Below are 20906 nucleotides of genomic sequence, written 5' to 3'. Positions count from 1 at the left end.
AGGGTCCTCCTTCGTGCTTCTGGGCGGAATCAGGTGTAGACGTCCGTGAACGACGGCACCGCCTCACCCGTGTGGTAGAAGATGCCGCTCCAGAGCTTGTCTTCGGTCCAGGTCGTGACCGGCCGGTCGCGCTGCGCCAGATAGCCCAAGCCGGCGAAGGTCTCGTTGCGGTTGCCGCTGGGGTCGAAGAAGTAGATGGTCTCGCCGCGCGTGATGCCGTGGCGGGTGGGTGCCACGTCGATCTTGACCTTGTTTTTGGCCATCACGTCAGCCGCCTTGAGGATGTCGTGCCAGCTGTCGAGGAAGAACGAGATGTGATGCAAACCGTTGCGCGGACCGCCGACGAACGCGATGTCGTGCGGGGTCGTGGTGCGTGCAAGCCAGGTGGCGGCTTGGATGGCGCCCCCCGGCCCCACCACGACTTGCTCGGTCAGGAAGAAGTCCAGCACCTCGGTCGCGAATTTCGTGTTTTCAGCGACTTTGTTGACGCCCGTCTCTGGGTTGAGTTCACACATCAGCAGGCAGTGGTCGAGCCAGTGGGCGCCGGCGCCATGGATGTCGTCAGGCCAGGGGTCGGGGTTGGTCGTGCCGACGTCGGTGCCCACGTATTCTTTGAACGCATACAGACGCATTTCATGGCCGCTGGGCAGGTTGAACTTGAGCATGCGTCCCGTGGAGGGTAGCGTCCCTTCGGGCAGCATTTCGGTGGCGATGCCGTAGGCTTCGATCTTGCGCTGAAGCTCGTCCAGGTCGCTGTCTTTTTCTACTTTGTACGCGACGTGGTTCATGCCGGCTTGGTCGGACGGCGTAAGGATGAGCGAGTATTTGTCCCACTCGTCCCAGCATTTGAGGTACACGTTGCCGTGCTTGTCCTCCATCGTCTTTTTCATGCCGACCACTTTTTCGTAGTGCTGCACGGCGGCGGCCATGTCCATGACACGCAAGCTGGCGTGTCCGATGCGCAAAATGCCCATGGTTGTCTCCTATCAAGGGTTGGGTTGGGGGGAAGAAAATCCGGTGGCCAGGGCCCCGGCGCGGAAAGGTTTGCTCATGCGGCCTTCGACGGCCAACACCACTTCCGTGGTGGGCGCGACCCGGCACGCCAACGTGCACCCAAGGGCCTCGTCTTCCTGTGACACGTGGGCGCGGCTGATCGGTCCCAGACGCCGGACCTCGCCACTGAGGATGCGGACTTTGCAGACGCCGCACCCCCCGTTGACGCAGCCGACGGGGATGCCCCTTCGGCCTAAGCGCAACATGCCTCGCAGCAGGCTCTCGTCGAGTGCGCACGGATACTGCTCGCCGGTGTCGATGACCTCGACACGAACGGTGGGTTTGGGGGTCTGGAACATGATCGTCGAAGCAGTCTAGGTGGGACATCCGATACCGTCCAATACCATGTCGGTCCGATCCGATACCATTGAGGTATGGAAAGATGGGCGCGAGCATTGCAGGACGGACGCCGGCTTCGTTTGTTTTTGACGGTGGCAGAAGAAGGCCATGTCGGCCGAGCGGCCGAGCGCTTGCACATGGCGCAGCCCCCGTTGTCGCGCCACATCCAGGCCCTGGAAGACGAACTGGGTGTCGCATTGTTCGTGCGCACGCCCAAGGGGATGCAGCTGACCGAGGCGGGTCGCGTGCTGGCCGATGGGGCACGCCATCTCCTCGCGCTGGGCGAGCAGACCGCCGAGCGAACGCGTTTGGCAGGGCAAGGGATGACCGGCCGACTGGACGTGGGGCTGTTTGGGTCGGGTGTGCTGGACGTCATTCCTCGATTGCTGGCACGTTTTCACAGCCAGCGGCCGCACGTGCGCATCGTGCTGCACAACTTGACCAAGGCCGAGCAACTGCAGGCGCTGCGCGAGCGGCGCATCGCGGTGGGCTTCAACCGGCTGGTGCCGCCGGAACCCGACATCGCCATCGAAACCTTGTTGCGCGAACCGCTGGTGGTCGCGCTGCCCCAGCAACACCCGCTCGTTCGACATACCACCGACGAAGAGCCCATCTCTCTGAGCGCGCTCGACGGCGTGCCGATGATCCTTTACCCCAATCTGCCGCTGCACGGGCTGGCGCACGAAGTGCGCGCGGCATTTCAAGTAGAAGGGGTGCGGCTGCACGTCGAGCAAGAGGTCGAGGACGTCATGACTGCGGTGGCGTTGGTGGCGGCGGGGTTTGGTGCTGCGATCACCACGCGCTCGGCCACCAACCTGCGTTTGCCCGGGGTAATCTTTCGCCCGCTGCACAGCCGCGCGTTGGGTACGCTGGAACTGTGCTGTCTTTGGCGGCGAGACGACCCGTCCCCCGTTTTGGCCGCTTTCTTGGCGTCGGTGCGCTCGCACGGTGGCTCCGAAATCGACTCACAGGCGATGAAATAGCGGACTGCGCGTGGCGTTGGCCGCGTCCGCTGCGGTCAGAAATCGCTCGGTGAAGATGTCGCGCTCGAACAGGCGGCCCTGTATCAGCGTGGCCAGGCAGGCTTCGATCATCGGCGGCGGGCCGCACAGGTAGGCCTGGTGGCCGGCGAACTGCCCGCCGAAGTGGGCCTTGGCCACCTCATGCACGAAGCCGCGTGCGCCGTCCCAGCCGCTGCCGTCGGGCTCGTGCGACAGGCACGGCACGTAATGGAAGTGAGAGTGGCGCCGGGCCAGCGCGACGAACTCCTCGTGGTAGTACAGCTCGTCGCGCGTGCGCTGGCCGTAGACCAGCGTGATCGGCTGACCCCAGCCGGTGGCCAGCAGGTCCAGGATCATCGAGCGCGGGCTGGACAGGCCCGAGCCGCCGGCCAGGAAGATCAGCGGCTTGCCGGCCGAGCGGCGCACGAAGAAGCGCCCGTTGGGGCCGCTCAGGCGCAGCCGGTCGCCCGGCGCCAGCCGCTCGTGCAGCCACGTGGTGGCGGCGCCGCCCGGCACGCGGCGCACGTTGAGCTCGAGCAGGCCGGTGGCCTGTACCTCCTGCGGGCTGTTGGCGATCGAGAAGGCGCGCGTGCCCTCCACCCCCGGCACATGCACTTGCACATACTGGCCGGCCTGGAATGGCAACGGTTCGTCCATCCGCAGCCACAGGCCGCGGATGGTGGGGGTCAGCATCTCGGCGCGCGCCACGGTGGCCGTGACGTCGCGCAGTGGGATCACTTCGGCGTCCGGGTCCTCGTCGACGTCGGCTTCGATGACGACGTCGGACAGGGCCGTGGCGCAGCACGCCAGCGTCTTGCCTTCCTCGCGCTCGACGTCCATCAGGGCGAACGGATTGGCCGGGCCGTGGTCGACCTCGCCGGCCAGCACCTGCACCTTGCAGGTGCCGCACAGGCCGTGACCGCAGGCGTGCGGCAGGTAGATGCCGTGGCGCAGGGCAGCGTCCAGCAGCGTTTGCCCGGGTGCGACGTCCAGCGCCGCGCCCAGAGGCTCGATGGTTAGTTGGTGCGTCATGCCATCATGTCGGGAGGCCGAGCGCGGCGCGGGACCGCGCACGGCCGGTTTCAGTGGTGCGAGCCCTTGATGCCGGTAAGGCCCGGCGTGCGGAAACGGATCGCGTCCTTGTGCTTGAGGCCGTTGTCGGCCAGCGACTTGGCTGGATCCGGCGTCCACGGCTGGCCGGACTTGAACCATTGCGCTTGTGTCCAGTCGATGCGCGCGAAGTCCGGGTGGTAGCCGTACAGGCCGGGCAGCACGTCGCTGATCAGGGCGCCGAACGGCATCGTCGGCGGCAGCGGCAGGCAAAACGGCGCACAGAACATCAGGTGGTCCTCCCAGCCGATGTACAGCAGCGGGGCGGGGAACTTGTCCACCGTGTCCTGCGCGGGAAATCGGTATTCCTTGACGGCGGCAACGCTCATGTCGGGGTCTCCTCGTCGTGTGGGGGCTCAGGCCGCGCCGGCGCGCCAGCGGGCGAAGTTGCGCTGGTCCTCCGAACCCTCGAAGTCCAGGTTGTCGCGGCCGAACTGCAGCTCGTAGTAGTCCAGCACCGCTGCCAGCGGGTCGAAGCCCGGCGCGGTCGGGTCCACCCCCGGCTTGAAGCAGTGGCCCTGGTAGATCTGGTGCACCGGCAGCCAGCTCTGCACGTACTTCTCGGGCTCGTGGTCGAAGATGCCCTTGCAGTGGTCGCTGCAGAAGTGATAGGTATCACCCTCATATTGCGATTCGCGGTAGCAGATGCGCGTCGGGTCGCCCGGCTCGGTGAACAGCATCGGGACCTGGCACGTCGTGCACAGCATCGGCAGGTTCTTGTTGTAGAAGCGGTTGCCGGCCTGCTGCTGCTCGCGGTAGTGCTCGAACAGCGGGCGGTAGTAGCGGTCGAAGCTGTCCGGATATTTCTGGCTCAACCAGTCGAGCTCCTCGTCGCTGGGTATCCAGGTGTGGAATGGCGCGGCGGCGTTGTAGTTGTAGAAGGTGTTCCAGGCTTGGTGGCTGATGTGGTGTTTGCCGTCGCAGGCGTCGGCCCAGCCGCGCGGCTCGCGGATCCCGTAGCGCGCCAGGTCCTTGAACAGTGCCCCGCCGTTGGCCTCGGCGTACATCTCCCAGGCCTCTTTCCAGCTCAGCCCGCGTTTGGGCAGCATGTAGTCCTGCATCATGGCCACGAGCGTCAGCAGCCGGTAGCCGCGCCAGAACCATTTGTCGATCCAGCGCTGCACGATGGGGACGTTGCGCTCGTCCTGCTCCAGCATGAACTTGATGCACTCGATGCCCAGCGTCATGTGGCGGCTCTCGTCGGACTGCGCCGAGAAGCCGAAGGTGACGGTGGACATGTCGCCGTTGTGCGCCGCGCCGCTCATGAACGGCACGAACAGCAGGTTGGTCAGCACATACTCGAACGAAAAGCTCACCGAGGTGAGGAACTCGAACGGGCCGGCGGTGCAGGCGTCCTCGAAAAAGCTCTTGGGCACCGACAGGTACCAGACGCGGTCGTACCAGTGGTTCGCGTGGTGCATGCCGTTGAAGTACTTGTTGTAGGTGCTGATGGCATGTGTCTCGGTCTGGTAGTGGCGCAGCTCGTCGATCGACTGCATCTGGCAGGCCACGCGCGCGCCCTCGCCGCGGAAAGCGCGGCCCGCGTGCGCAAAGCCGCGGTGCGCGTAGTACTCCAGCGGGCTGACGCCCTGGATGAACAGCTTGAGCGCGTTGACATAGCGCGCGTCGCTGATGCCGAGGAAGCCGTTGTTCTGCGCGAAGGCGTCGATGACGGCGTAGAGCTTGCGTTCCTTCTCGCCCTGGTATTTCCAGTAGGCGTCCATGGTCAGGCGGAATGGGTCCTGCCATCGATCCCAATCATGAATCTTGATGCCTTCGTACTTGTCGTACGGGTAAACCTTGTCCATCGGCTGGTAGGTGGTTTCCCAACCCAAGCCGCGGGTCATGGCGGCATAGCGTTCCTTGAGACCCAGTTTCCGCTTGTTGACGCGCGTATCCATGTCGTGCTCCTTGCTCGGGGTGAGGTTCAGTGTTTCCAGCTCAGGGTGAATTGATCGTCATCCTCGTCGATATGGCCCGAGAGGGTCACTAGATTGACGTGGATTTGTTGGAGATCGAATGGCTGGCCGGTCAGGTTTTCGATGGTCTGACGCTTAATGGTCAGTCGCTTTGGTACGTCGATCTTGACGAGCGCGGGCGAATGGTCAACTTGAGCGCCTGGGTTGTCGGCGAGGATGGCCTCGATGATTGGGCGGGCCTCTTCGTTGGCTTGGAATGCGATGAATACATTGGACATGGAGTGTCTCCGGTGGGTATCAGGCCAAACCGGCCTTGGTCAAGCGGGTGTCGAGTTCGGCACGCGCATCGGTCAGCGCGGCGTCGGCGGCGTCGCCCAGGGCCAGGGCGGCGACGGGCTGCAGCGCGGCCTGGGCACGCGTGCCCCAGGCACGTGCCCACTGCGTGATGACGGCGCGGTTGGCATCCGACTCGGCGACCGCTGTCTTGATCACCGCGTCCACCCAGCGGCTGCTCTCGTCGAACCATTCGGGCATGAAAGCTGTCAGCATGGCGACGGCGGTGCCGCCTTGCATGGCGACGTGGTCGTCGACGAAGGCGCCATAGATGAGCGGATACAGCAAGCCGTCGAGCGCCACGTTCTGGGCGACGAACAGCTCGAAGGGGTCTTGGACGACAAAAGTGTCTTCGACATAACGACGCAGTGGCTGCCAGATGGGATCTTCGAGCCACGCTTGTCGGCCCTCGTCCAAGGCGTCGGGTCCCTCGAGCGCCAGACCTAGGCGCGTCAAGTACTGCGCCGCGCCTAGGTGGTCGAGCGCGTGCATCATGGCGGGGGCAGTAAAGGCGGTGCCGTAGCCATAGGCGCATACCGAGGCGTTGTTCATGTTGGCGCCCCAGGCGACATGCCGCAACGGCATCAGCACGCGACAAACCTTCTGCCGCAGCTCAGCGGGCATTTTGTCGATCAGCCCGCGCTGTTCGACGAACTGGTAGCTGGACTCCATGGCATCCTGTTGCCGCGCGCGGGTCATGGTCCAGCTGGCGTAGTAGAACTGGCGGGGGTCGCGCAGCTTGTACCAGTCGCTCATGACGACTCGTGTGCGCGACGCGTCGAACAGTTCGTGATCGGGATCCCACGTTGGTCGGTAATGGAAGTTGACCATGGGCTGTGCGCCCATGGTGGCCTCCTCGTAGCGGCTGGGTGTCTTGCCTTCACCGATGTACTGCGCCACGTGTGCGTACGTGGTTCGCAGCGGTTCGATGTTGCGGGTTTTGAGGTCGATGGTCATCCTTCAGGTCTCCTCTTCGTCGGGGGTGGGGGGGTCGGGTGTGGGGTCCAGGAACGTCACGGCATTGCGTCGGCAGAAGTCATCGAAGGCGGCACGCGGCAACACCAGTTCGACGCTGAGCTCGGGCCAGCCGATGGCGAAATCGAACTCGACGCATCCGCGGCGCTCGCCGGTGATGCGCACGAAGCGCCGAGAAATGTCGACCGAAACGACGGGCGGTGATGGCGGTGGCGATGAAACCAACATGGCAAACCTCGCACGGAACAGGTGCCACAGAGCACGCATGATCCATGCCAGGCTCACCGGCATCGCTAGAAAATATCGATAAAACTAGGGTATTCCCTAGCCGAAAGCCGTGGTCGGCGCCATTCGATGGCGCTTCGTGGGTGGAGAGCGCGCCGCCTCACCCCATTGTGTTGCACTGCAGCGTGACGAGTGTGGCCAGGTTGTGATGGGGCGCTGGCTGAAATCAGCCACTGAAAATGCGGGGAAACCCTGATCCTTGGGGTCTACTGGTTATCGATAATCGAGCTGTGAGCCGCCCATCCGTTCCCGCGTTGCCCAAGGACGACGACCTGCGTCGCCTGATTCACTTCTCCGCGCACGACGGCCGGATCTGGTTGGCTGGTCAGCGCATGTTGCTCGTTCACGCGGCGGCGTTGGGCGCCCTACGGCGCGAACTGATTCAGACCATTGGTCGCGATGCGACCCGACGGCTGCTGCTGCGCGCCGGGTATGCGGCTGGGCAAGCGGATGCCCAGCTTGCGCGCCAAGTCCGTGCGGGCGCCGATATGTTCGCGATGTTTGCCGTCGGGCCGCAGCTGCACATGCTCGAAGGTGCCGTGCAAGTGACCCCCGAGCGGTTCGAGTGGGATGGCCAGCGTGGACATTACCTCGGTATTTACCGATGGGATCACAGTTGGGAGGTCGATGCCCACCTGCGTGACTTTGGCCCCCAACGTGAACCAGTATGCTGGATGTTGCTCGGATACGCATCGGGCTACACGAGTGGGTTTTTCGGACAACCCATCTTGTATAAAGAGGTTCAATGCGCCGCCTGTGGGGCCGACCACTGTCGTATCGAGGGGCGCCCCCGAGATGCTTGGCCCGATGGAGATGCGCTGGCCGCCGATTACGATGCCGACCCCATGCTGTTGCGGCTGGAGGACTTGCACAGCCAGGTCGAGACGCTGCGCTCGTCGCTGTGCGAGTGCCATGAGACGGCCGCGCTGGTCGGTGAATCGCCCGCCTTTTCCCGGGCGTTGGAGTTGTTGCGCAAGGCGGCGGCGACGCAAGTGACCGTTTTGCTGACTGGAGAGACGGGGGTGGGCAAAGAGCGGTTTGCCCGCTCTCTGCATGCCATGAGCTCCCGACGGGAGGGACCGTTCGTCGCCGTCAATTGTGCCGCGCTGCCGGGCGACTTGATCGAAAGCGAACTCTTCGGTGTCGAGCGCGGCGCGTACACCGGGGCCCATGCGGCGCGCGCGGGGCGATTCGAGCGCGCCGACGGCGGCACCCTGTTTCTGGACGAGATTGGCGACATGCCGCTCGCGGCGCAGGCCAAGCTGTTGCGGGTGCTGCAAGAGGGAGAAATCGAGCGGCTGGGGGCCACTGCGCCCAAGCGGGTGGATGTGCGCTTGGTGGCGGCGACCAATGTCGACCTCGAACAAGCCGTGGCACAGGGTCGATTCCGGCGCGACTTGCTCTATCGCCTCAACGTCTACCCCATCCGCATACCGCCGCTGCGTGAGCGTCCCGAGGATATCGAGCCGCTGGTACGGCACATGATCCGACGGTTCGCCGCGCAGCACGGCAAACATACCATCGGGATTACGGATCGAGCGCTGGATGTCATGCGCCACTACGCCTGGCCGGGTAACGTGCGCGAGCTCGAAAACCTGATCGAACGCGGCGTCATCCTCGTGTCATCGGGTACGCGAATCGATGTCGAACATCTGTTTCCATCGTTGGCCGTCACGCCCGAGGCCGTCGTCGGTGAGAACGGGCGACTTCGGGCGCCCCCCTGCGCAGACGTAGCCGCCTTGTTCGACGAAATCCAGCGGCGTGGGCTGGACTGGGAGCGGTTGCAACAGGCGCTCATTGAGGAGGCGGTTCGCCGCGCGGCAGGCAATCTCACCGCCGCGGCGCGCAGCCTGGGCATGACGCGCGCACAGCTGCGCTACCGCTATGGCCAGCCCGTCCGGGGGGAAGATGAGTAAGCGCCGCGCGCCACGCGAAGGGGTGCCCTCGCCGGACGGTGGGTCGCGTACCCTGATCGAGCAGGTGTACGTCCGGTTGCGAGACGATATCGTGGAGGGACGGTTGCTGCCTGGCGAGAAGTTGCGCATCGAGCATATGCGGCAACGCTATGACGTGGGCGCCGGGACGCTGCGCGAGGCAATTACGCGCTTGGTCAGCGATGCTTTGGTGGTAGCCGAGGGACAAAGGGGTTTTCGCGTCGCGCCGATGTCCCTGGAAGATTTGGCCGATTTGACCGAATTGCGGCTGCACATCGAACTCGATGCCCTGCGCCAATCGATGCGCCATGGCGATGAGCAATGGCGTTTCGCCTTGACGCAGGCCTATCGAGCGCTCAGCGAATGCCCGGTCCATCCCCAGTATCGACAGCGCTGGGAGGCGCTCAACGCGCGCTTTCACGAACTGCTGATCTCCGGCCGACCATCGCCATGGACGCTGCGCATCTGGCGCATTTTGGCGCGTCACGGCGAGCGGTACCGCAGCCAAGCGATCGCCTGTCACCACTCTCAGGGGCGCGACGTCGCCGCCGAGCACCGACAAATCTACGACGCCGTGATCGAGGGTAACGAGACCCGCGCAGCGTTGGCCTTGGAGGCACACATTCGAGCCACCCTAGACCTCTTGACTCGGGTCAGTCGTCAGTCGGGGTCAGCCTTATCGTTGCCGGCCGCCGCTGAGCTGCGTGCCGGTGCGTGACTCGACGGGGATTCCCTTCGAGCTCCCAGGACCGGCGAGTGCCTCGCTGGCGGTACGATGCCGGCCGAGTATAGCCCCCGCGGACTTGGGCCCAGCGTTGCGGCATACCGCCATCAGACGGACGATCAACGACAATCCGGCCATGGGTCAACGAACGAAACGATGGATAGGGGTCATCGTCTTGCTGGCGCTGATGGGGGCGTGGCATGGTGGATGACGCATCCGGTGCCGGTGCGCGTGGTGACCCTGGAGGCGTGGCTCGTGCAGATGTCGGTGGTCGTGGCCGGCCGCGTAGCGGCGGCGCGCGAGACGACCCTGGCCAGCACGGTGACCGCACGGGTATGGGCCACCCCCGTGGCCGAGGGGGCAGCGGTCCGGGCCGGCACCCCGCTCGTGGTGCTCGACAGCGACGAATGGCGTGCGGCGGTCGCACAAGCACGGGCGCAGCAGGCTGACGCGCGCAATCAACTGGCAGAGGCCGAGCGGCAGGCGGCCCGACAGCGCGTGGCCCAGGCCGACGCTGCGCTGCGGCAATCGCGCGCTCGCCTGGACTAGACGACCGTGCGGGCACCCACGGACGGTGCGTTGCCTGTGCGCGCCGGTGTTGACGTGGGGGTGTAGGTGATCGATCCCGCGCCGAACTTGCCCGAAGGTGGGCGCGTCGAGGTGCGGCCGTGAGGTTCGTCTGGACGGTGGCGTGGCGGCTGCTACGCGATGGGCGGTTTCAGACCTGGCTCATCGTCGGCGGGGTCACGATCGGGGTGGCGGTGGTGGTCTACATCACGGCCATCATCGATGGCTTGCAGGCCAACATCATCGACCGCACGCTGTCGTCGCAGGCGCACGTGGTGCTGCGCCCGGCCGAGCGGCTCAACCAGCGGGCCTGGGACGCGCGGGCGGAAGTGCGCACGCTGGCCGACGTGCGCAAGCGCACCCAGCGCGAGGCCACCATCGGCGATGTCGATGCGGTGCTCGCCGCCGTGCGGGCCGTGCCGGGGGTGCAAGCCGCCGCAGCGGTGGCGTCCGGCCCGGGCGTGGCCCAGCAGGGCGGGGTGCGCAAGGCCATTGTCGTGCTGGGCGTGGATTTGGCGGATTTTCAGCAGGTCATCCGGCTGGACGACAAACGCCGCGAGGGCACGCTCTCGCTCGCCGCGGGCGAGGCGCTGATCGGCAGCGAGCTGGCCTCCGATCTGGGGCTGGCGCCTGGGGCGCGCGTGCGGCTGCAGTCCGCGTCCGGTGAGGTGCTGTCGGTGCGCGTCGCGGGGGTGTTGGATTACGGCGTGCAAGATCTCAACCGTCGGCGTGTGTTGCTGCCGCTGCGCGATGCGCAAAGCTTGCTGGGCTACGGGCTGGAGGTCACCGAAATCGACGTGCGCGTGCAGCGCTTGTTCGAGGCGCAGCGCCTGGCGGCGGATCTGTCGCGGGTCACGGGGTTGACCGCCGAGAGCTGGCAGGCCGCCAACGGCCAGCTGGTGACCGCCTTGCGCAGCCAGAGCGCGTCGGGCCTGATGATCCGGTTCTTCGTGACGCTGGCGGTGGCGCTGGGCATCGCCAGCGTGTTGGTGGTGTCGGTCGTGCAGCGCCAGCGCGAAATCGGCATCCTGCGCGCCATGGGCACGCCCCGACAGCGCATCCTGGCCGTCTTTTTGCTGCAAGGGGGGATCGTGGGCCTGGGCGGGTCGTTGCTGGGCACGGCGCTGGGGGCGGCGCTGGCCGTGGGATTTACGCGCGTGGCCCGCAACGCCGACGGCAGCCCGCTGTTTCCGATCGTGCTGCAGCCGGAGCTGTTCGTCTCCAGCGCCGCGCTGGCCACGCTGGTCGGGGTACTGGCCGCCTGGCTGCCCGCGCGGCGTGCGGCGCGGCTCGACCCCGTGGAGGCGATCCGTGGCTGACGTGCTGCGTCTGCAGGGCGTGCGCAAGCGCTACGGCGGGGGCGCGTCCCCGATCGTCGAGGTGCTGCACGGCATCGACCTGACGCTGGCGGACGGCGCGTTTGCCGCGCTCGTGGGTCCATCGGGGTCGGGCAAGTCCACGCTGCTCAACCTCATCGGGCTGCTCGAGACGCCGTCGGAAGGCGAAATCTGGCTGGCCGGCCAGCCCGCCCACGCCGCCTCGGAGGCGCACCGCACCGCCTGGCGCAACCAATACCTCGGCTTCATTTTCCAGTTTCACCATCTGCTGGGCGCTTTCAGCGCCGAAGAGAACGTGCTGATGCCCGTGCTGGCGGCCGGGCGCGGTCGCATCCACGCCGACGACCGCCGCCGCGCCCGCCTGCTTCTGGAGCGCACGGGTTTGGCGGCGCACGCGCATAAACGGCCGGTGCAGCTCTCCGGAGGCCAACAGCAGCGCGTGGCCATCGTGCGCGCGCTCATGAACCGCCCGCGATTGGTGCTGGCCGACGAACCCACGGGCAACCTGGACTCCCGCACCGCGCAAGAGGTCTTTGCCCTGCTGCGCGAGCTCAACCGCGACGAAGGCACGGCATTTCTCATCGTCACGCACGACGCGGGGCTGGCGGCTCGCTGTGATCGGCAGGTGTATTTGCAAGACGGGCGGCTGGTGCGGGACTCGGCAGGGGCTGCGTGATAAGCGCTATCGATGGGCTAAACAGAATCGATTGATAATCGTATTGAGAATCGCTACCATGACCCCATCATCCCCTGCACATCGAGGAGTACGGTCATGGCACGCATCCGTCGCATCGTCCACACCCACCGCTTGGCGCTGCTGAAAACCGCCACCTACTACGTGCTGCACATCACGGTAGCGGCGGCCGTTGCCTACGCCGTCACGGGCAACCTGTGGGCGGCGCTGACCCTGTCGTTGCTGGAGCCCACGGTGCAGGCAGTAGCGTACTTTTTCCACGAGCGCGCCTGGGCGCGGGTGGTGGCGCGCGCGCAACCGCGGCAGACGCCGCGCCTTGCACCGTCCGTTGCCGCGGGTTCATCGGCGCTGGGCTGAACGGGTGCATTGGCGCCAATGCAGTCACGGCTGCCGCCACCGGCGCGTGGGGCCCGTGGGGGCTTTCTACAATCGGAGCCTCATGCTGCCGCCTGTCGCCGTTGCGCAGGCGACGACCCCCAGGAGGTTCCACCATGGCCGAATCCCCATCGGACTCGCGCGCGCAGCTCAAGCGCGCCGCGCTCGATTACCACGAGCACCCCACACCGGGCAAACTGTCGGTGACGCCGACCAAGGCACTGTCCAACCAACGTGACTTGGCGCTGGCGTATTCGCCCGGGGTGGCCGCGCCCTGTGAGGAGATCGTCGCCGACCCGGCCAACGCCTTTCGCTACACCGGCCGCGGCAACTTGGTGGCGGTGATCACCAACGGCACGGCGGTGCTGGGTCTGGGCGACATCGGGCCGCTGGCGGCCAAGCCGGTCATGGAAGGCAAGGCGGTGCTGTTCAAAAAGTTCGCCGGCATCGACGTTTTCGACATCGAAGTCAACGAAAAAGACCCCGATCGACTGGTGGACATCATCGCCGCACTGGAGCCCACGTTTGGCGGCGTCAACCTCGAGGACATCAAGGCACCCGACTGCTTCTACATCGAGCGCCGGTTGCGCGAGCGCATGAAGATCCCGGTGTTTCACGACGATCAGCACGGCACGGCCATCGTCGTGGGCGCGGCGCTGCTCAATGGCCTGCACGTGGTGGGCAAGTCGCTGCAGGACATCAAGCTGGTGACGTCGGGTGCCGGGGCGGCGGCGCTGGCGTGCCTGAACCTGCTCGTCAAACTGGGTTTGCCGCGCCAAAACATCTGGGTGACCGACCTGGCGGGTGTGGTGTACGAGGGCCGCACCGAACTGATGGACCCGGACAAGGCCCCCTTTGCGCAGCGCACCGACGCGCGCACGCTGGCCGAGGTCATCGAGGGGGCCGACGTCTTTCTGGGCCTGTCCGCAGGCGGTGTGCTCAAGCCCGAGATGGTGGCGCGCATGGCGCCGCGTCCGCTCATCTTTGCGCTGGCCAACCCGACACCCGAAATCCTGCCCGAGCAGGTGCGCGCGGTGCGCGATGACGCCATCATGGCCACGGGGCGCAGCGACTACCCGAATCAGGTCAACAATGTTCTGTGCTTTCCGTACATCTTCCGGGGGGCGCTCGATTGCGGGGCCACCACCATCACCGACGAAATGGAAATCGCCGCCGTGCACGCGATCGCCGAGCTGGCGCGCGCCGAGCAAAGCGAAGTGGTGGCCCAGGCGTACGCGGGGGAGAAGCTCGCCTTTGGGCCGGAGTACCTGATCCCCAAGCCGTTCGACCCGCGGCTGATGATGCGCATCGCCCCTGCGGTGGCCGAGGCGGCGGCGCGCAGTGGCGTCGCCCAGCGGCCCATCGCTGACCTGGATGCCTACCGCGAGCGGCTGCAGACCTTCGTGTTCGCGTCGGGCACGCTGATGAAGCCGGTGGTTGCCATCGCCAAGCAGGCGCGCTACAAGAGCGTGGCCTATGCCGAGGGCGAGGAGGAGCGCGTGCTGCGCGCCGCGCAGGTGGTGGTCGACGAGGGGCTGGCGCGTCCGGTGCTCATCGGGCGGCCCGCCGTGATCGCCCAGCGCATCGAGCGCTTTGGGCTGCGGCTGCGCGCCGGCGACGATTACGACGTGGTCAACGTCGAGCAGGATCACCGCTACCGCACCTTCTGGCAGGACTACCACCAGCTGATGGAGCGCCGCGGCGTGACGCCGCAGATGGCCAAGATCGAGATGCGCCGCCGCCTCACGCTCATCGGGGCCATGCTGCTGCGCCATGGCGAAGTGCATGGGCTCATTTGCGGCACCTGGGGCACGCCGGCCATGCACCTGCACTATATCGATCAGGTGATCGGCAAACGCCCGGGCGCGCAGGCCTATGCGGCCATGAACGCCATCTTGCTGCCCGGGCGGCAGGTGTTCTTGGTCGACACCCACGTCAACATCGACCCCAGCGCCGAGCAACTGGCCGAGATCACGCAGATGGCCGCGCGCAAGATCATGCGCTTTGGCATCACGCCCAAGGCGGCGCTGCTGTCGCATTCCAATTTTGGTTCATCCGATGCCCCGAGCGCGGTCAAGATGCGCAAGGTGCTGGCCATGCTGCGTGAGCAGGCCCCTTGGCTGGAGGTGGACGGCGAGATGCACGGCGACGTGGCGCTGGACGCGGCCGCGCGCCAGCAGATCATGCCGCGCAGCACTTTGCAGGGTGAGGCCAACCTGCTGGTGTGTCCCAATGTGGACGCGGCCAACATCGCCTACAACCTGCTCAAGACCGCGGCCGGTGGCGGTATCGCCATCGGCCCGATGCTGCTGGGGGTGGCCAAACCCGTGCACATCTTGACCGCCAGCTCCACGGTGCGCCGCATCGTCAACATGACGGCGCTGACCGTCGCCGAGGCCAACGTGGGGCCGCGCGCGGTGGGCGCCGCCGACGGCACGGGCGAGCCATCCGGCCGCGCCTGAGCGCGCACGCCCATCCGCAGCACAAGACTTCCGATTTGTCAAGATCTTGCAATCCGCGGACGGTTCAGGCACACTTGCGCGCTTGATTTCAGGGTTTACCCCAAGAGAGGATCGGGTGCGCAACGGGTGGCGTTGGTCGTGGCTGGCCTGGCTCGCGGCTTTGGTCTGGTGGGCGGTGGCGCTGCCGACGCTGGCGCGCGGCGACGTCGAGCCGACACCGGCGGCGGCCGAGATGCCCGTGGTCGCGCTGGCCGAGCTGCCGCGCGAGGCACAGGTGGTCATGCGCCTGATCCGACAAGGGGGGCCCTTTCCGTACGAGAAGGACGGCACGGTGTTTTTCAACCGCGAGCGATTGCTGCCCGCCCAAAAACGGGGCTACTACCGCGAGTACACGGTACCCACGCCTGGTTTGACGCACCGGGGTGCGCGCCGCATCGTCTGCGGCGGCTGGACGCCCACCGTGCCCGACGCCTGCTACTACACGGCCGATCACTACGCGAGCTTTCGCCGCATTGTGCCGTGACGCGCAGGAATCCGTTTTTCCATCGATCTCTCGCTTGGACCCAATGACCATGGAACAGCCGCTGCGCAACGTTCGACCCAACATCGTCCAGTCGATTCGCGCCTTCACGGTCAAAGACCTGCAGGCCGCCGCCGAGGCGCTGGGCCACCACTTCCTGTACGCCAACCTGGCCACGGCCCAGAACAAGCAGGACATCCTGGAGCTGATCTCGAATCAGTATCAGCTGCCGCCGCACAACGGCAAAAACCTGGATGCCTTGTACGACTGCCTGACCGATACGGTCTACAAGTCGGGGCCGCAGACCGGCTTCATCGTGGTGCTGGAGCACATCCCCACGAGCCCCAAGTTCGACAAGGAAGCGCGCGAGCAGCTGCTCGACGTCTTCCGTGATGTGGCCGACTTTTGGGCTGAGCGCAAGGTGCCGTTCCGCTGTTTTTATTCGTTCTCGGTGGCGCGGGCGCCCAAGCCGGCCGATCTGGCCGCCACCGACGAGCCGTTGTTGACCGACAAGCTGGTCGACGTCAGCCCGCAGGCGTTGCGCATGAGCAGCCCGTTCAACGCGGGCTACTGGCTCAGCGCGGCCTGACCGCCTGGCCCCGGGGCGGCGGTCCCGTCCTGCTCGGGAGTCCTGCCTCGGGGTTCAGGGGTGCGCGGGGCCGCCCAACGCTTGCGCCAGCGCCACGTATTCGGCCACGGGCACCTCCTCGGCGCGGCGCTGCGTGTCGAAAGCCCCGCCGTAGCCCCGCGCCTCGAGCCAAGGGCCCAGGGTGTGGCGCAGCAGCTTGCGCCGCTGCGAAAACGCCACTTGCACCAGCGCTTCCAGCAGCGCCACGTCCAGCGCCGCGGGCGTGGGCCAGGGCACCATGCGTACGACGGCGCTGTCCACGCGCGGGGGCGGCTCGAACGCCTGCGGCGGCACGAGCAGCACCGTCTCCATGGCATAGCGCCATTGCAGCATGACGCTCAGCCGCCCATAGGCCGCGGTGGCGGGCGTGGCCACCATGCGGTCGACCACTTCCTTTTGCAGCATGAAGTGTTGGTCCAGCACGCGGTCGGCCCAGGCCAGCACGTGAAACAGGATGGGGGTGGAGATGTTGTACGGCAAGTTGCCGACCACGCGCAGGCGCCGTGGGACGGCCGCTCCCGGTGTGTTGCCGCAGTGCGCGGCGAGGGCTCCGAAGTCCACCTGTAGCACGTCGGCTTCGACCACCTCCAGCTGCGGGTGACGGCGCAGGCGCGCAGCGAGGTCGCGGTCGAGCTCGATCACCGTTAGCCGCCCCAGCCGCTCGACCAAGGGCTGCGTGAGCGCCCCCAGGCCGGGGCCGATTTCCACCATGCAGTCACCCGGCTCGGGGTCGATCGCGCGCACGATGGCGTCGATGACCGCGGGGTCGCTTAGAAAATGTTGTCCGAAGCGTTTGCGGGCCCGGTGACCGTGGGTGTTGCCAGTGACGCGGCGGGACGGCTTCACTGCGGTGCCTCGCGGATTTCGATATAGGCACGGCTGCGTTGCTCGCGCAACCGCTCGGCCAGGGTTTCATCGGCCTTGCGCTCCCGCAACAGGGAACGTACGGCGTCGCGCAGCTCGCGCGGGCTGCGCTCGACCGTGCGGCGCTCCTGCACCTCGATCAGGTGCACGCCAAAGCGCGACACCACCGGGGCCGACACCTGCCCAGGGGCGAGCGCGTCCATCGCCTCCTCGAACTCGGGCACGAACATCCCCGGCGTGGCCCAGCCAAGCGCGCCGCCGTCACGGGCCGAGGCGTCCTCGCTGATCTCGCGCGCCGCGGCGTCGAAGCTCGTTTGTCCCGACACGATGCGTTCGCGCACCGCCTGCAGGCGTGCGATGGCGGCGCGCTGGCTGGCCTCGTCGTTGGCGCGCAGCAGAATGTGGCGCACGCGGGTTTGCGTGACCGTGGGCTCGGGCAGATCGACGTGCCGCTTGGTCAAGACCTTGAGCACGTGAAAGCCCGCGCCGCTGCGCAGCGGACCCGCGACGTCGCCCGGGCGCAGGTCGCGTACCGCTTCCCAGAACAGGGTGGGATAGCGGTCGGCGCTGCGCAGGCCCAGGCGTCCGCCGTTGGCGGCTTCGGGCGCCTGCGAGTGGCGCCGTGCCAGGGCGGCAAAGTCCTCACCGGCCCGGGCGCGCTGCGCGATCTCTTCGGCTTGCTGGCGCGCGCGCGCCAGCGCCTCGCCACTGGCGTTGTCGGGCACCGCGATCAACACTTGCGCCAGCTCCAGCGCGGTGCGCGTTGGGTCGGCGCCCGCCTGGTGTTGGCGCAGGTAGGCGTCGATCTCGCTTTCGCTGACGCGGGCCTGCGACGCCTCGCGCTCGCGCAGGCGCTGCAGCAGCAGCTCGTTGCGCAGGTTGGCACGCAGCGTGGCCGGTGTCAGCCCGGCTTGCGGCAGGCGCGCACGCAGCTCGGCGACGCTGAGCCCATTGCGGCGTGCCACCTCGGCCTCGGCAGCGTCGATGGCCGCCTCGTCCACGCGGATACCACTGTCGGCAGCCCATTGCAGCAGCACCTTTTCGTCGATGAGCTGATCGAGCACCTGGCGTGCCAGGGCGGTACGTTCGGCAGGCGACGCGTTGGCGGGGACTTCGATGCGCGCCAGCCGCGCGCGCAGCTCCGAGGCGGCGATCGGCTCCCCGTTGACCAGGGCCACGACGTAGTCGGCCGTCGCCGCCGCGCCGGCCGGCATCTGGGCCGGGGCGGTCAAAGGGGCCGCGAGCGCCAGGGCACACAGCAGGCTCGCGGCAGCACGGCGGATCGGGAGGGACTCATTCATAGCGTTCGAAGCGGCTGGGCGGGTTGACGTCCTCGCGCAGGTAGCGGTAGCGCGGAATCTGCGTGCGCAAGGTCTGCAACGGGTTGCTGCCCAAGCGGGAGAAACCCGAGAATTCGAGCTGGAACAGGATGCGCTGGTTGGCGCTGGTGCGGCTTTGCTGCAGGCGCTCGAGCACCACGCGCCCGATCCAGCAACCAGCATCGTATTCGAAGCCCGCGACCAGATCGACGATGCGCCGGTCGGTGAAGCTGTAGTTGATCCGGCCCACACCGTACCACTGGCCGGGGCCCAGCGCGCGGCCCGGCACGGCGGCGGGCGCTCGCTCGCCCAGCAGGGCCGCCAGCGGCCACTGCCAGCCGAGGTCGAGCTGGCGGCTGCGGGCGGTGGTGGTTTCATTGTTGCGGTACGCCACGCTCAGCACCCGGTACGGGCCCGGCATGTAGCGCGCCGACAGCAGCGTGCGCACCGACGTGCGGCGCGCCGTGTTGTACTGCCACGTGCCCCCCAGGGCCCACGCGGGCGTCCAGTTGACGGTGGCGCCGATCAGGATGTCGCTGCGGCCTTCGGCGGCCACGCCTTCGTTGGGCAGCGTCACGCGCTGGTCTTGCAAGCGCAGCCGCTGTGCCAGGCCGATGGAAGCGAGCTCGCGCCCGTCGTCCAGCGCGTACAGGCGCGTGCTCAACCCGTAGGTCAGCGCGCGCAGGTCGGCGATGCGGTCGTGCCCGCCATAGGGGTTGGGCGCAAAAATCGTCGCCGGGTTGAAGTCGAACACCGCGCTGTCGTACACCGGCAGCAAGCGCTGGTCGCGGTACGGGGTGGCCGACAGCAGCACGCGCGGTTCCAGCGTTTGTGCCACGGCACGGTCGAACAGCACGGTCTCGCGCTCGAAGAACAAGCCCGCATCCAGTGCCGCCGTGGGCAGTGCCACGCTGGTGCTGCGTCGCCCGTCGCCGATGGGCTGATCGAACCGGTAGTGCCGAACGTGCGCTTGCAGGCTGGGCTCGACGTACCAACCCGGGGCCTCCCAGCGGCGGCTTAGCCGCACCACCCCCAATGCGCGCGTGCCATCGACGTCGGTGCGCTGGTCGCCCGCCGACACGCCGTCCCACACGGTGGGCAGCCGGTCGGTGGCGAAATGCGTGAGCTCCGCGTCGGCCGTCAGGCGCCAGCCGTCCAAGCCGGCCAGCGCTAACCGGCCCGGGCGGTAGCGCAGCGCTACGCTGGGTAGCCGGTCGTAGGGTGCCACGATTTGATCCGAGCCGATCGGCACCAGCGTGCGCGACGCGCCCAGCGTTTGCCAGCGCTGTGCGGCCAGGCTGTACGACCACGGCCCCGCCCCGCCACTGAGCACGGCCTCGTTGAGCAACAGCCGCGCCGCCAGGTTGGTGATGACCGCGGTGCGCGGGAAGTCGCGCCAGTAGTCGTCGTCGCTGACGCGGTTGAGGTTGAGCCGCACGCCCGCACCCGGCAGCCATTCGATGGGCGGCAGCGCGTGCTGGTGCTGGATGGCGTAGGCCCAGCGGTCGCGGTCGCGCAGGCGGTCGTTGCCCATCCACGCCGCGCGCACCTGTCCGCCGTACGTGCGCTCCAGGTAGCGGTATTCGCCGCCAAGGTCCACGCCGCGCTTGGTCATCAGCGTCGGGTACAGCGTGGCGTCGCGGTTGGGGGCCAGGTTCAGGTAGTACGGGACCGTGGTCTCGAAGCCGCTGCGGTTGTCCAGGTTGAAGGTCGGCGGCAGCAGTCCCGTCTTGCGCGCATCCGACAGCGGGAAGCTGATCCACGGCGCGGCCAACAGCGGCACACCTTGAAACTCCAACCGCCCGCCGACGGCCTCGCCGGTGTCGGTGGACAGATCGAAGCGCACCTCGTCCGCCGTTACCGCCCACGCCGGTGTCCAGCGCGATCCGGGCGGGCGCTCGCAGGTGCTGTAGCGCACATCGTGCGCCACGGCGCGGTTCTCGTCCAGAAAGTCGACGCGGCTGGCTTCGCCCTGCCCGCCCGTGCGCAGGAATTGGAAGCGCACGTCGTCGAAGCGCCCCTCGAAGGTGTCGAGCTTGAGTTGCAGCCGCGCGCCTTCGTAGACGTCGCCCTGGCGGTGGATGCGCACGCCCCCGCTGGCCAGTGCCGTGTCGTCCGTGGCGCGGTGCTCGAGTCGCTCGGCGCGCACGGTGACGTCGTGCCGGCGCAACACGGCGGCGCCTTCCACGACCGTGACCTCATCGACCTTACCCTCGATACGCTGCCCTTCGACGGTCGTCGGCGTTTTGCCGCGCAGCGCGGGGGGTAGCTGCTCCAGCAGCGTCAGTGACGGTTGCAGCAGCAGGGGCTCGGCGGCGGCCGAGCCCGCCAGACCCAGCAGCCCCAGCCACCAGCCGACACGCAACCGACCGCGCCCGGCGGTCGAGCGCCGGGCGGGCGAGGGATGGGCGGCGAGGCGTATCGGCACGGTCGGTGAGCGAGGGTCGAAGCCTTCGTAGAATGCCAT

General features: G+C 67.2%; 20 protein-coding genes and 1 pseudogene. 10 read left to right on the top strand and 11 right to left on the bottom strand.

Annotated elements, in window-relative coordinates; genetic code table 11:
- Positions 1 to 29: 29 nt before the first annotated feature.
- Together ACPP3B_RS05750 and ACPP3B_RS05745 are read right to left on the bottom strand one after the other, a co-directional pair.
- Positions 30 to 974, bottom strand: a complete 945-nt coding sequence (locus tag ACPP3B_RS05750; protein WP_424860001.1) for a catechol 2,3-dioxygenase — start codon at positions 972 to 974, stop codon at positions 30 to 32.
- 12 nt (positions 975 to 986) lie between these two features.
- The gene (locus tag ACPP3B_RS05745; RefSeq protein WP_424860000.1) at positions 987 to 1352 is read right to left on the bottom strand and encodes a 2Fe-2S iron-sulfur cluster-binding protein; all 366 of its coding nucleotides are present in this window, start codon (positions 1350 to 1352) and stop codon (positions 987 to 989) included.
- Positions 1353 to 1427: 75 nt separating this feature from the next.
- Between ACPP3B_RS05745 and ACPP3B_RS05740 the strand changes: the two genes are divergently transcribed.
- Positions 1428 to 2375: a LysR family transcriptional regulator gene (locus ACPP3B_RS05740; protein WP_424859999.1), complete on the top strand. Its 948-nt coding sequence runs from the start codon at positions 1428 to 1430 to the stop codon at positions 2373 to 2375.
- On the opposite strand, the gene ACPP3B_RS05735 is transcribed toward ACPP3B_RS05740, so the two are convergent.
- From ACPP3B_RS05735 to ACPP3B_RS05710, 6 genes are read right to left on the bottom strand one after another with little or no spacing between them, the layout of a single operon-like run.
- Positions 2358 to 3425, bottom strand: a complete 1068-nt coding sequence (locus ACPP3B_RS05735) for an NADH:ubiquinone reductase (Na(+)-transporting) subunit F (protein ID WP_424859998.1) — start codon at positions 3423 to 3425, stop codon at positions 2358 to 2360. The genes ACPP3B_RS05740 and ACPP3B_RS05735 overlap by 18 nt on opposite strands.
- 50 nt (positions 3426 to 3475) lie before the next feature.
- A complete protein-coding gene (locus ACPP3B_RS05730; protein ID WP_144325930.1) occupies positions 3476 to 3832 on the bottom strand; it encodes a phenol hydroxylase subunit P4 in 357 nt (118 codons plus the stop codon).
- Between the two features lie 27 nt (positions 3833 to 3859).
- Positions 3860 to 5404: an aromatic/alkene/methane monooxygenase hydroxylase/oxygenase subunit alpha gene (locus ACPP3B_RS05725; RefSeq protein ID WP_424859997.1), complete on the bottom strand. Its 1545-nt coding sequence runs from the start codon at positions 5402 to 5404 to the stop codon at positions 3860 to 3862.
- Between the two features lie 26 nt (positions 5405 to 5430).
- Positions 5431 to 5700 carry an MmoB/DmpM family protein gene (locus tag ACPP3B_RS05720; protein ID WP_424859996.1) on the bottom strand — a complete coding sequence of 90 codons (270 nt, stop codon included), beginning with the start codon at positions 5698 to 5700 and terminating at the stop codon, positions 5431 to 5433.
- A gap of 19 nt (positions 5701 to 5719) precedes the next feature.
- The gene (locus tag ACPP3B_RS05715; protein ID WP_424859995.1) at positions 5720 to 6712 is read right to left on the bottom strand and encodes an aromatic/alkene monooxygenase hydroxylase subunit beta; all 993 of its coding nucleotides are present in this window, start codon (positions 6710 to 6712) and stop codon (positions 5720 to 5722) included.
- A gap of 3 nt (positions 6713 to 6715) precedes the next feature.
- Positions 6716 to 6958 carry a phenol hydroxylase subunit gene (locus ACPP3B_RS05710; RefSeq protein ID WP_424859994.1) on the bottom strand — a complete coding sequence of 81 codons (243 nt, stop codon included), beginning with the start codon at positions 6956 to 6958 and terminating at the stop codon, positions 6716 to 6718.
- 287 nt (positions 6959 to 7245) lie between these two features.
- On the opposite strand from ACPP3B_RS05710, the gene ACPP3B_RS05705 reads away from it, so the two are divergent.
- The 9 genes and pseudogenes from ACPP3B_RS05705 to ACPP3B_RS05665 all read left to right on the top strand — a co-directional run.
- The gene (locus tag ACPP3B_RS05705; protein WP_424859993.1) at positions 7246 to 8931 is read left to right on the top strand and encodes a sigma 54-interacting transcriptional regulator; all 1686 of its coding nucleotides are present in this window, start codon (positions 7246 to 7248) and stop codon (positions 8929 to 8931) included.
- Complete coding sequence (locus tag ACPP3B_RS05700) at positions 8924 to 9667, top strand: GntR family transcriptional regulator (protein ID WP_424859992.1); 744 nt, start codon at positions 8924 to 8926, stop codon at positions 9665 to 9667. The genes ACPP3B_RS05705 and ACPP3B_RS05700 overlap by 8 nt, the downstream gene beginning before the upstream one ends.
- A 201-nt stretch (positions 9668 to 9868) precedes the next feature.
- Positions 9869 to 10222 (top strand): biotin/lipoyl-binding protein, encoded by a 354-nt coding sequence (locus ACPP3B_RS05695; protein ID WP_424859991.1) that lies wholly within the window; start codon positions 9869 to 9871, stop codon positions 10220 to 10222.
- 119 nt (positions 10223 to 10341) lie between these two features.
- Positions 10342 to 11559, top strand: coding sequence for an ABC transporter permease (locus tag ACPP3B_RS05690; protein WP_424859990.1), 1218 nt, complete (start codon positions 10342 to 10344; stop codon positions 11557 to 11559).
- On the top strand, positions 11552 to 12253 hold the full coding sequence (locus ACPP3B_RS05685; protein WP_424859989.1) for an ABC transporter ATP-binding protein: 702 nt from the start codon (positions 11552 to 11554) through the stop codon (positions 12251 to 12253). The genes ACPP3B_RS05690 and ACPP3B_RS05685 overlap by 8 nt, the downstream gene beginning before the upstream one ends.
- Positions 12254 to 12349: 96 nt before the next feature.
- A complete protein-coding gene (locus ACPP3B_RS05680; RefSeq protein ID WP_299022013.1) occupies positions 12350 to 12628 on the top strand; it encodes a DUF2061 domain-containing protein in 279 nt (92 codons plus the stop codon).
- Between the two features lie 134 nt (positions 12629 to 12762).
- Positions 12763 to 15108, top strand: a complete 2346-nt coding sequence (locus ACPP3B_RS05675; protein WP_424859988.1) for an NADP-dependent malic enzyme — start codon at positions 12763 to 12765, stop codon at positions 15106 to 15108.
- Positions 15109 to 15298: 190 nt separating this feature from the next.
- Positions 15299 to 15631 carry a ribonuclease domain-containing protein gene (locus ACPP3B_RS05670; RefSeq protein WP_424860151.1) on the top strand — a complete coding sequence of 111 codons (333 nt, stop codon included), beginning with the start codon at positions 15299 to 15301 and terminating at the stop codon, positions 15629 to 15631.
- Between the two features lie 43 nt (positions 15632 to 15674).
- Positions 15675 to 16076 (top strand): annotated as a pseudogene (locus ACPP3B_RS05665) (barstar family protein); the annotation flags it as partial.
- Between the two features lie 195 nt (positions 16077 to 16271).
- Here ACPP3B_RS05665 and rsmA read toward each other — a convergent pair.
- Genes rsmA through ACPP3B_RS05650 form a run of 3 tightly spaced genes read right to left on the bottom strand, consistent with a single transcriptional unit; the run spans position 16272 to position 20906 of the window.
- On the bottom strand, positions 16272 to 17102 hold the full coding sequence (gene rsmA / locus ACPP3B_RS05660) for a 16S rRNA (adenine(1518)-N(6)/adenine(1519)-N(6))-dimethyltransferase RsmA (RefSeq protein ID WP_299022009.1): 831 nt from the start codon (positions 17100 to 17102) through the stop codon (positions 16272 to 16274).
- Positions 17099 to 18421, bottom strand: coding sequence for a peptidylprolyl isomerase (locus ACPP3B_RS05655; protein WP_424859987.1), 1323 nt, complete (start codon positions 18419 to 18421; stop codon positions 17099 to 17101). Before ACPP3B_RS05655 ends, rsmA begins: the two co-directional genes overlap by 4 nt.
- A complete protein-coding gene (locus ACPP3B_RS05650; protein WP_424859986.1) occupies positions 18414 to 20906 on the bottom strand; it encodes an LPS-assembly protein LptD in 2493 nt (830 codons plus the stop codon). The genes ACPP3B_RS05655 and ACPP3B_RS05650 overlap by 8 nt, the downstream gene beginning before the upstream one ends.

The organism is Tepidimonas sp. HKU77 (assembly GCF_049728535.1).
Taxonomy (GTDB): Bacteria; Pseudomonadota; Gammaproteobacteria; order Burkholderiales; family Burkholderiaceae_C; genus Tepidimonas.
Note: the sequence above shows the minus strand (reverse complement) of the source record. Positions and strands in the feature narration are given on the sequence as shown.

Coding starts and splice junctions, on each gene's coding strand:
- ACPP3B_RS05750 (WP_424860001.1), bottom strand. CDS start 974: ATGGGCATTTTGCGCATCGGACACGCCAGCTTGCGTGTCATGGACATG.
- ACPP3B_RS05745 (WP_424860000.1), bottom strand. CDS start 1,352: ATGTTCCAGACCCCCAAACCCACCGTTCGTGTCGAGGTCATCGACACC.
- ACPP3B_RS05740 (WP_424859999.1), top strand. CDS start 1,428: ATGGAAAGATGGGCGCGAGCATTGCAGGACGGACGCCGGCTTCGTTTG.
- ACPP3B_RS05735 (WP_424859998.1), bottom strand. CDS start 3,425: ATGACGCACCAACTAACCATCGAGCCTCTGGGCGCGGCGCTGGACGTC.
- ACPP3B_RS05730 (WP_144325930.1), bottom strand. CDS start 3,832: ATGAGCGTTGCCGCCGTCAAGGAATACCGATTTCCCGCGCAGGACACG.
- ACPP3B_RS05725 (WP_424859997.1), bottom strand. CDS start 5,404: ATGGATACGCGCGTCAACAAGCGGAAACTGGGTCTCAAGGAACGCTAT.
- ACPP3B_RS05720 (WP_424859996.1), bottom strand. CDS start 5,700: ATGTCCAATGTATTCATCGCATTCCAAGCCAACGAAGAGGCCCGCCCA.
- ACPP3B_RS05715 (WP_424859995.1), bottom strand. CDS start 6,712: ATGACCATCGACCTCAAAACCCGCAACATCGAACCGCTGCGAACCACG.
- ACPP3B_RS05710 (WP_424859994.1), bottom strand. CDS start 6,958: ATGTTGGTTTCATCGCCACCGCCATCACCGCCCGTCGTTTCGGTCGAC.
- ACPP3B_RS05700 (WP_424859992.1), top strand. CDS start 8,924: ATGAGTAAGCGCCGCGCGCCACGCGAAGGGGTGCCCTCGCCGGACGGT.
- ACPP3B_RS05680 (WP_299022013.1), top strand. CDS start 12,350: ATGGCACGCATCCGTCGCATCGTCCACACCCACCGCTTGGCGCTGCTG.
- ACPP3B_RS05675 (WP_424859988.1), top strand. CDS start 12,763: ATGGCCGAATCCCCATCGGACTCGCGCGCGCAGCTCAAGCGCGCCGCG.
- ACPP3B_RS05655 (WP_424859987.1), bottom strand. CDS start 18,421: ATGAATGAGTCCCTCCCGATCCGCCGTGCTGCCGCGAGCCTGCTGTGT.
- ACPP3B_RS05650 (WP_424859986.1), bottom strand. CDS start 20,906: ATGGCATTCTACGAAGGCTTCGACCCTCGCTCACCGACCGTGCCGATA.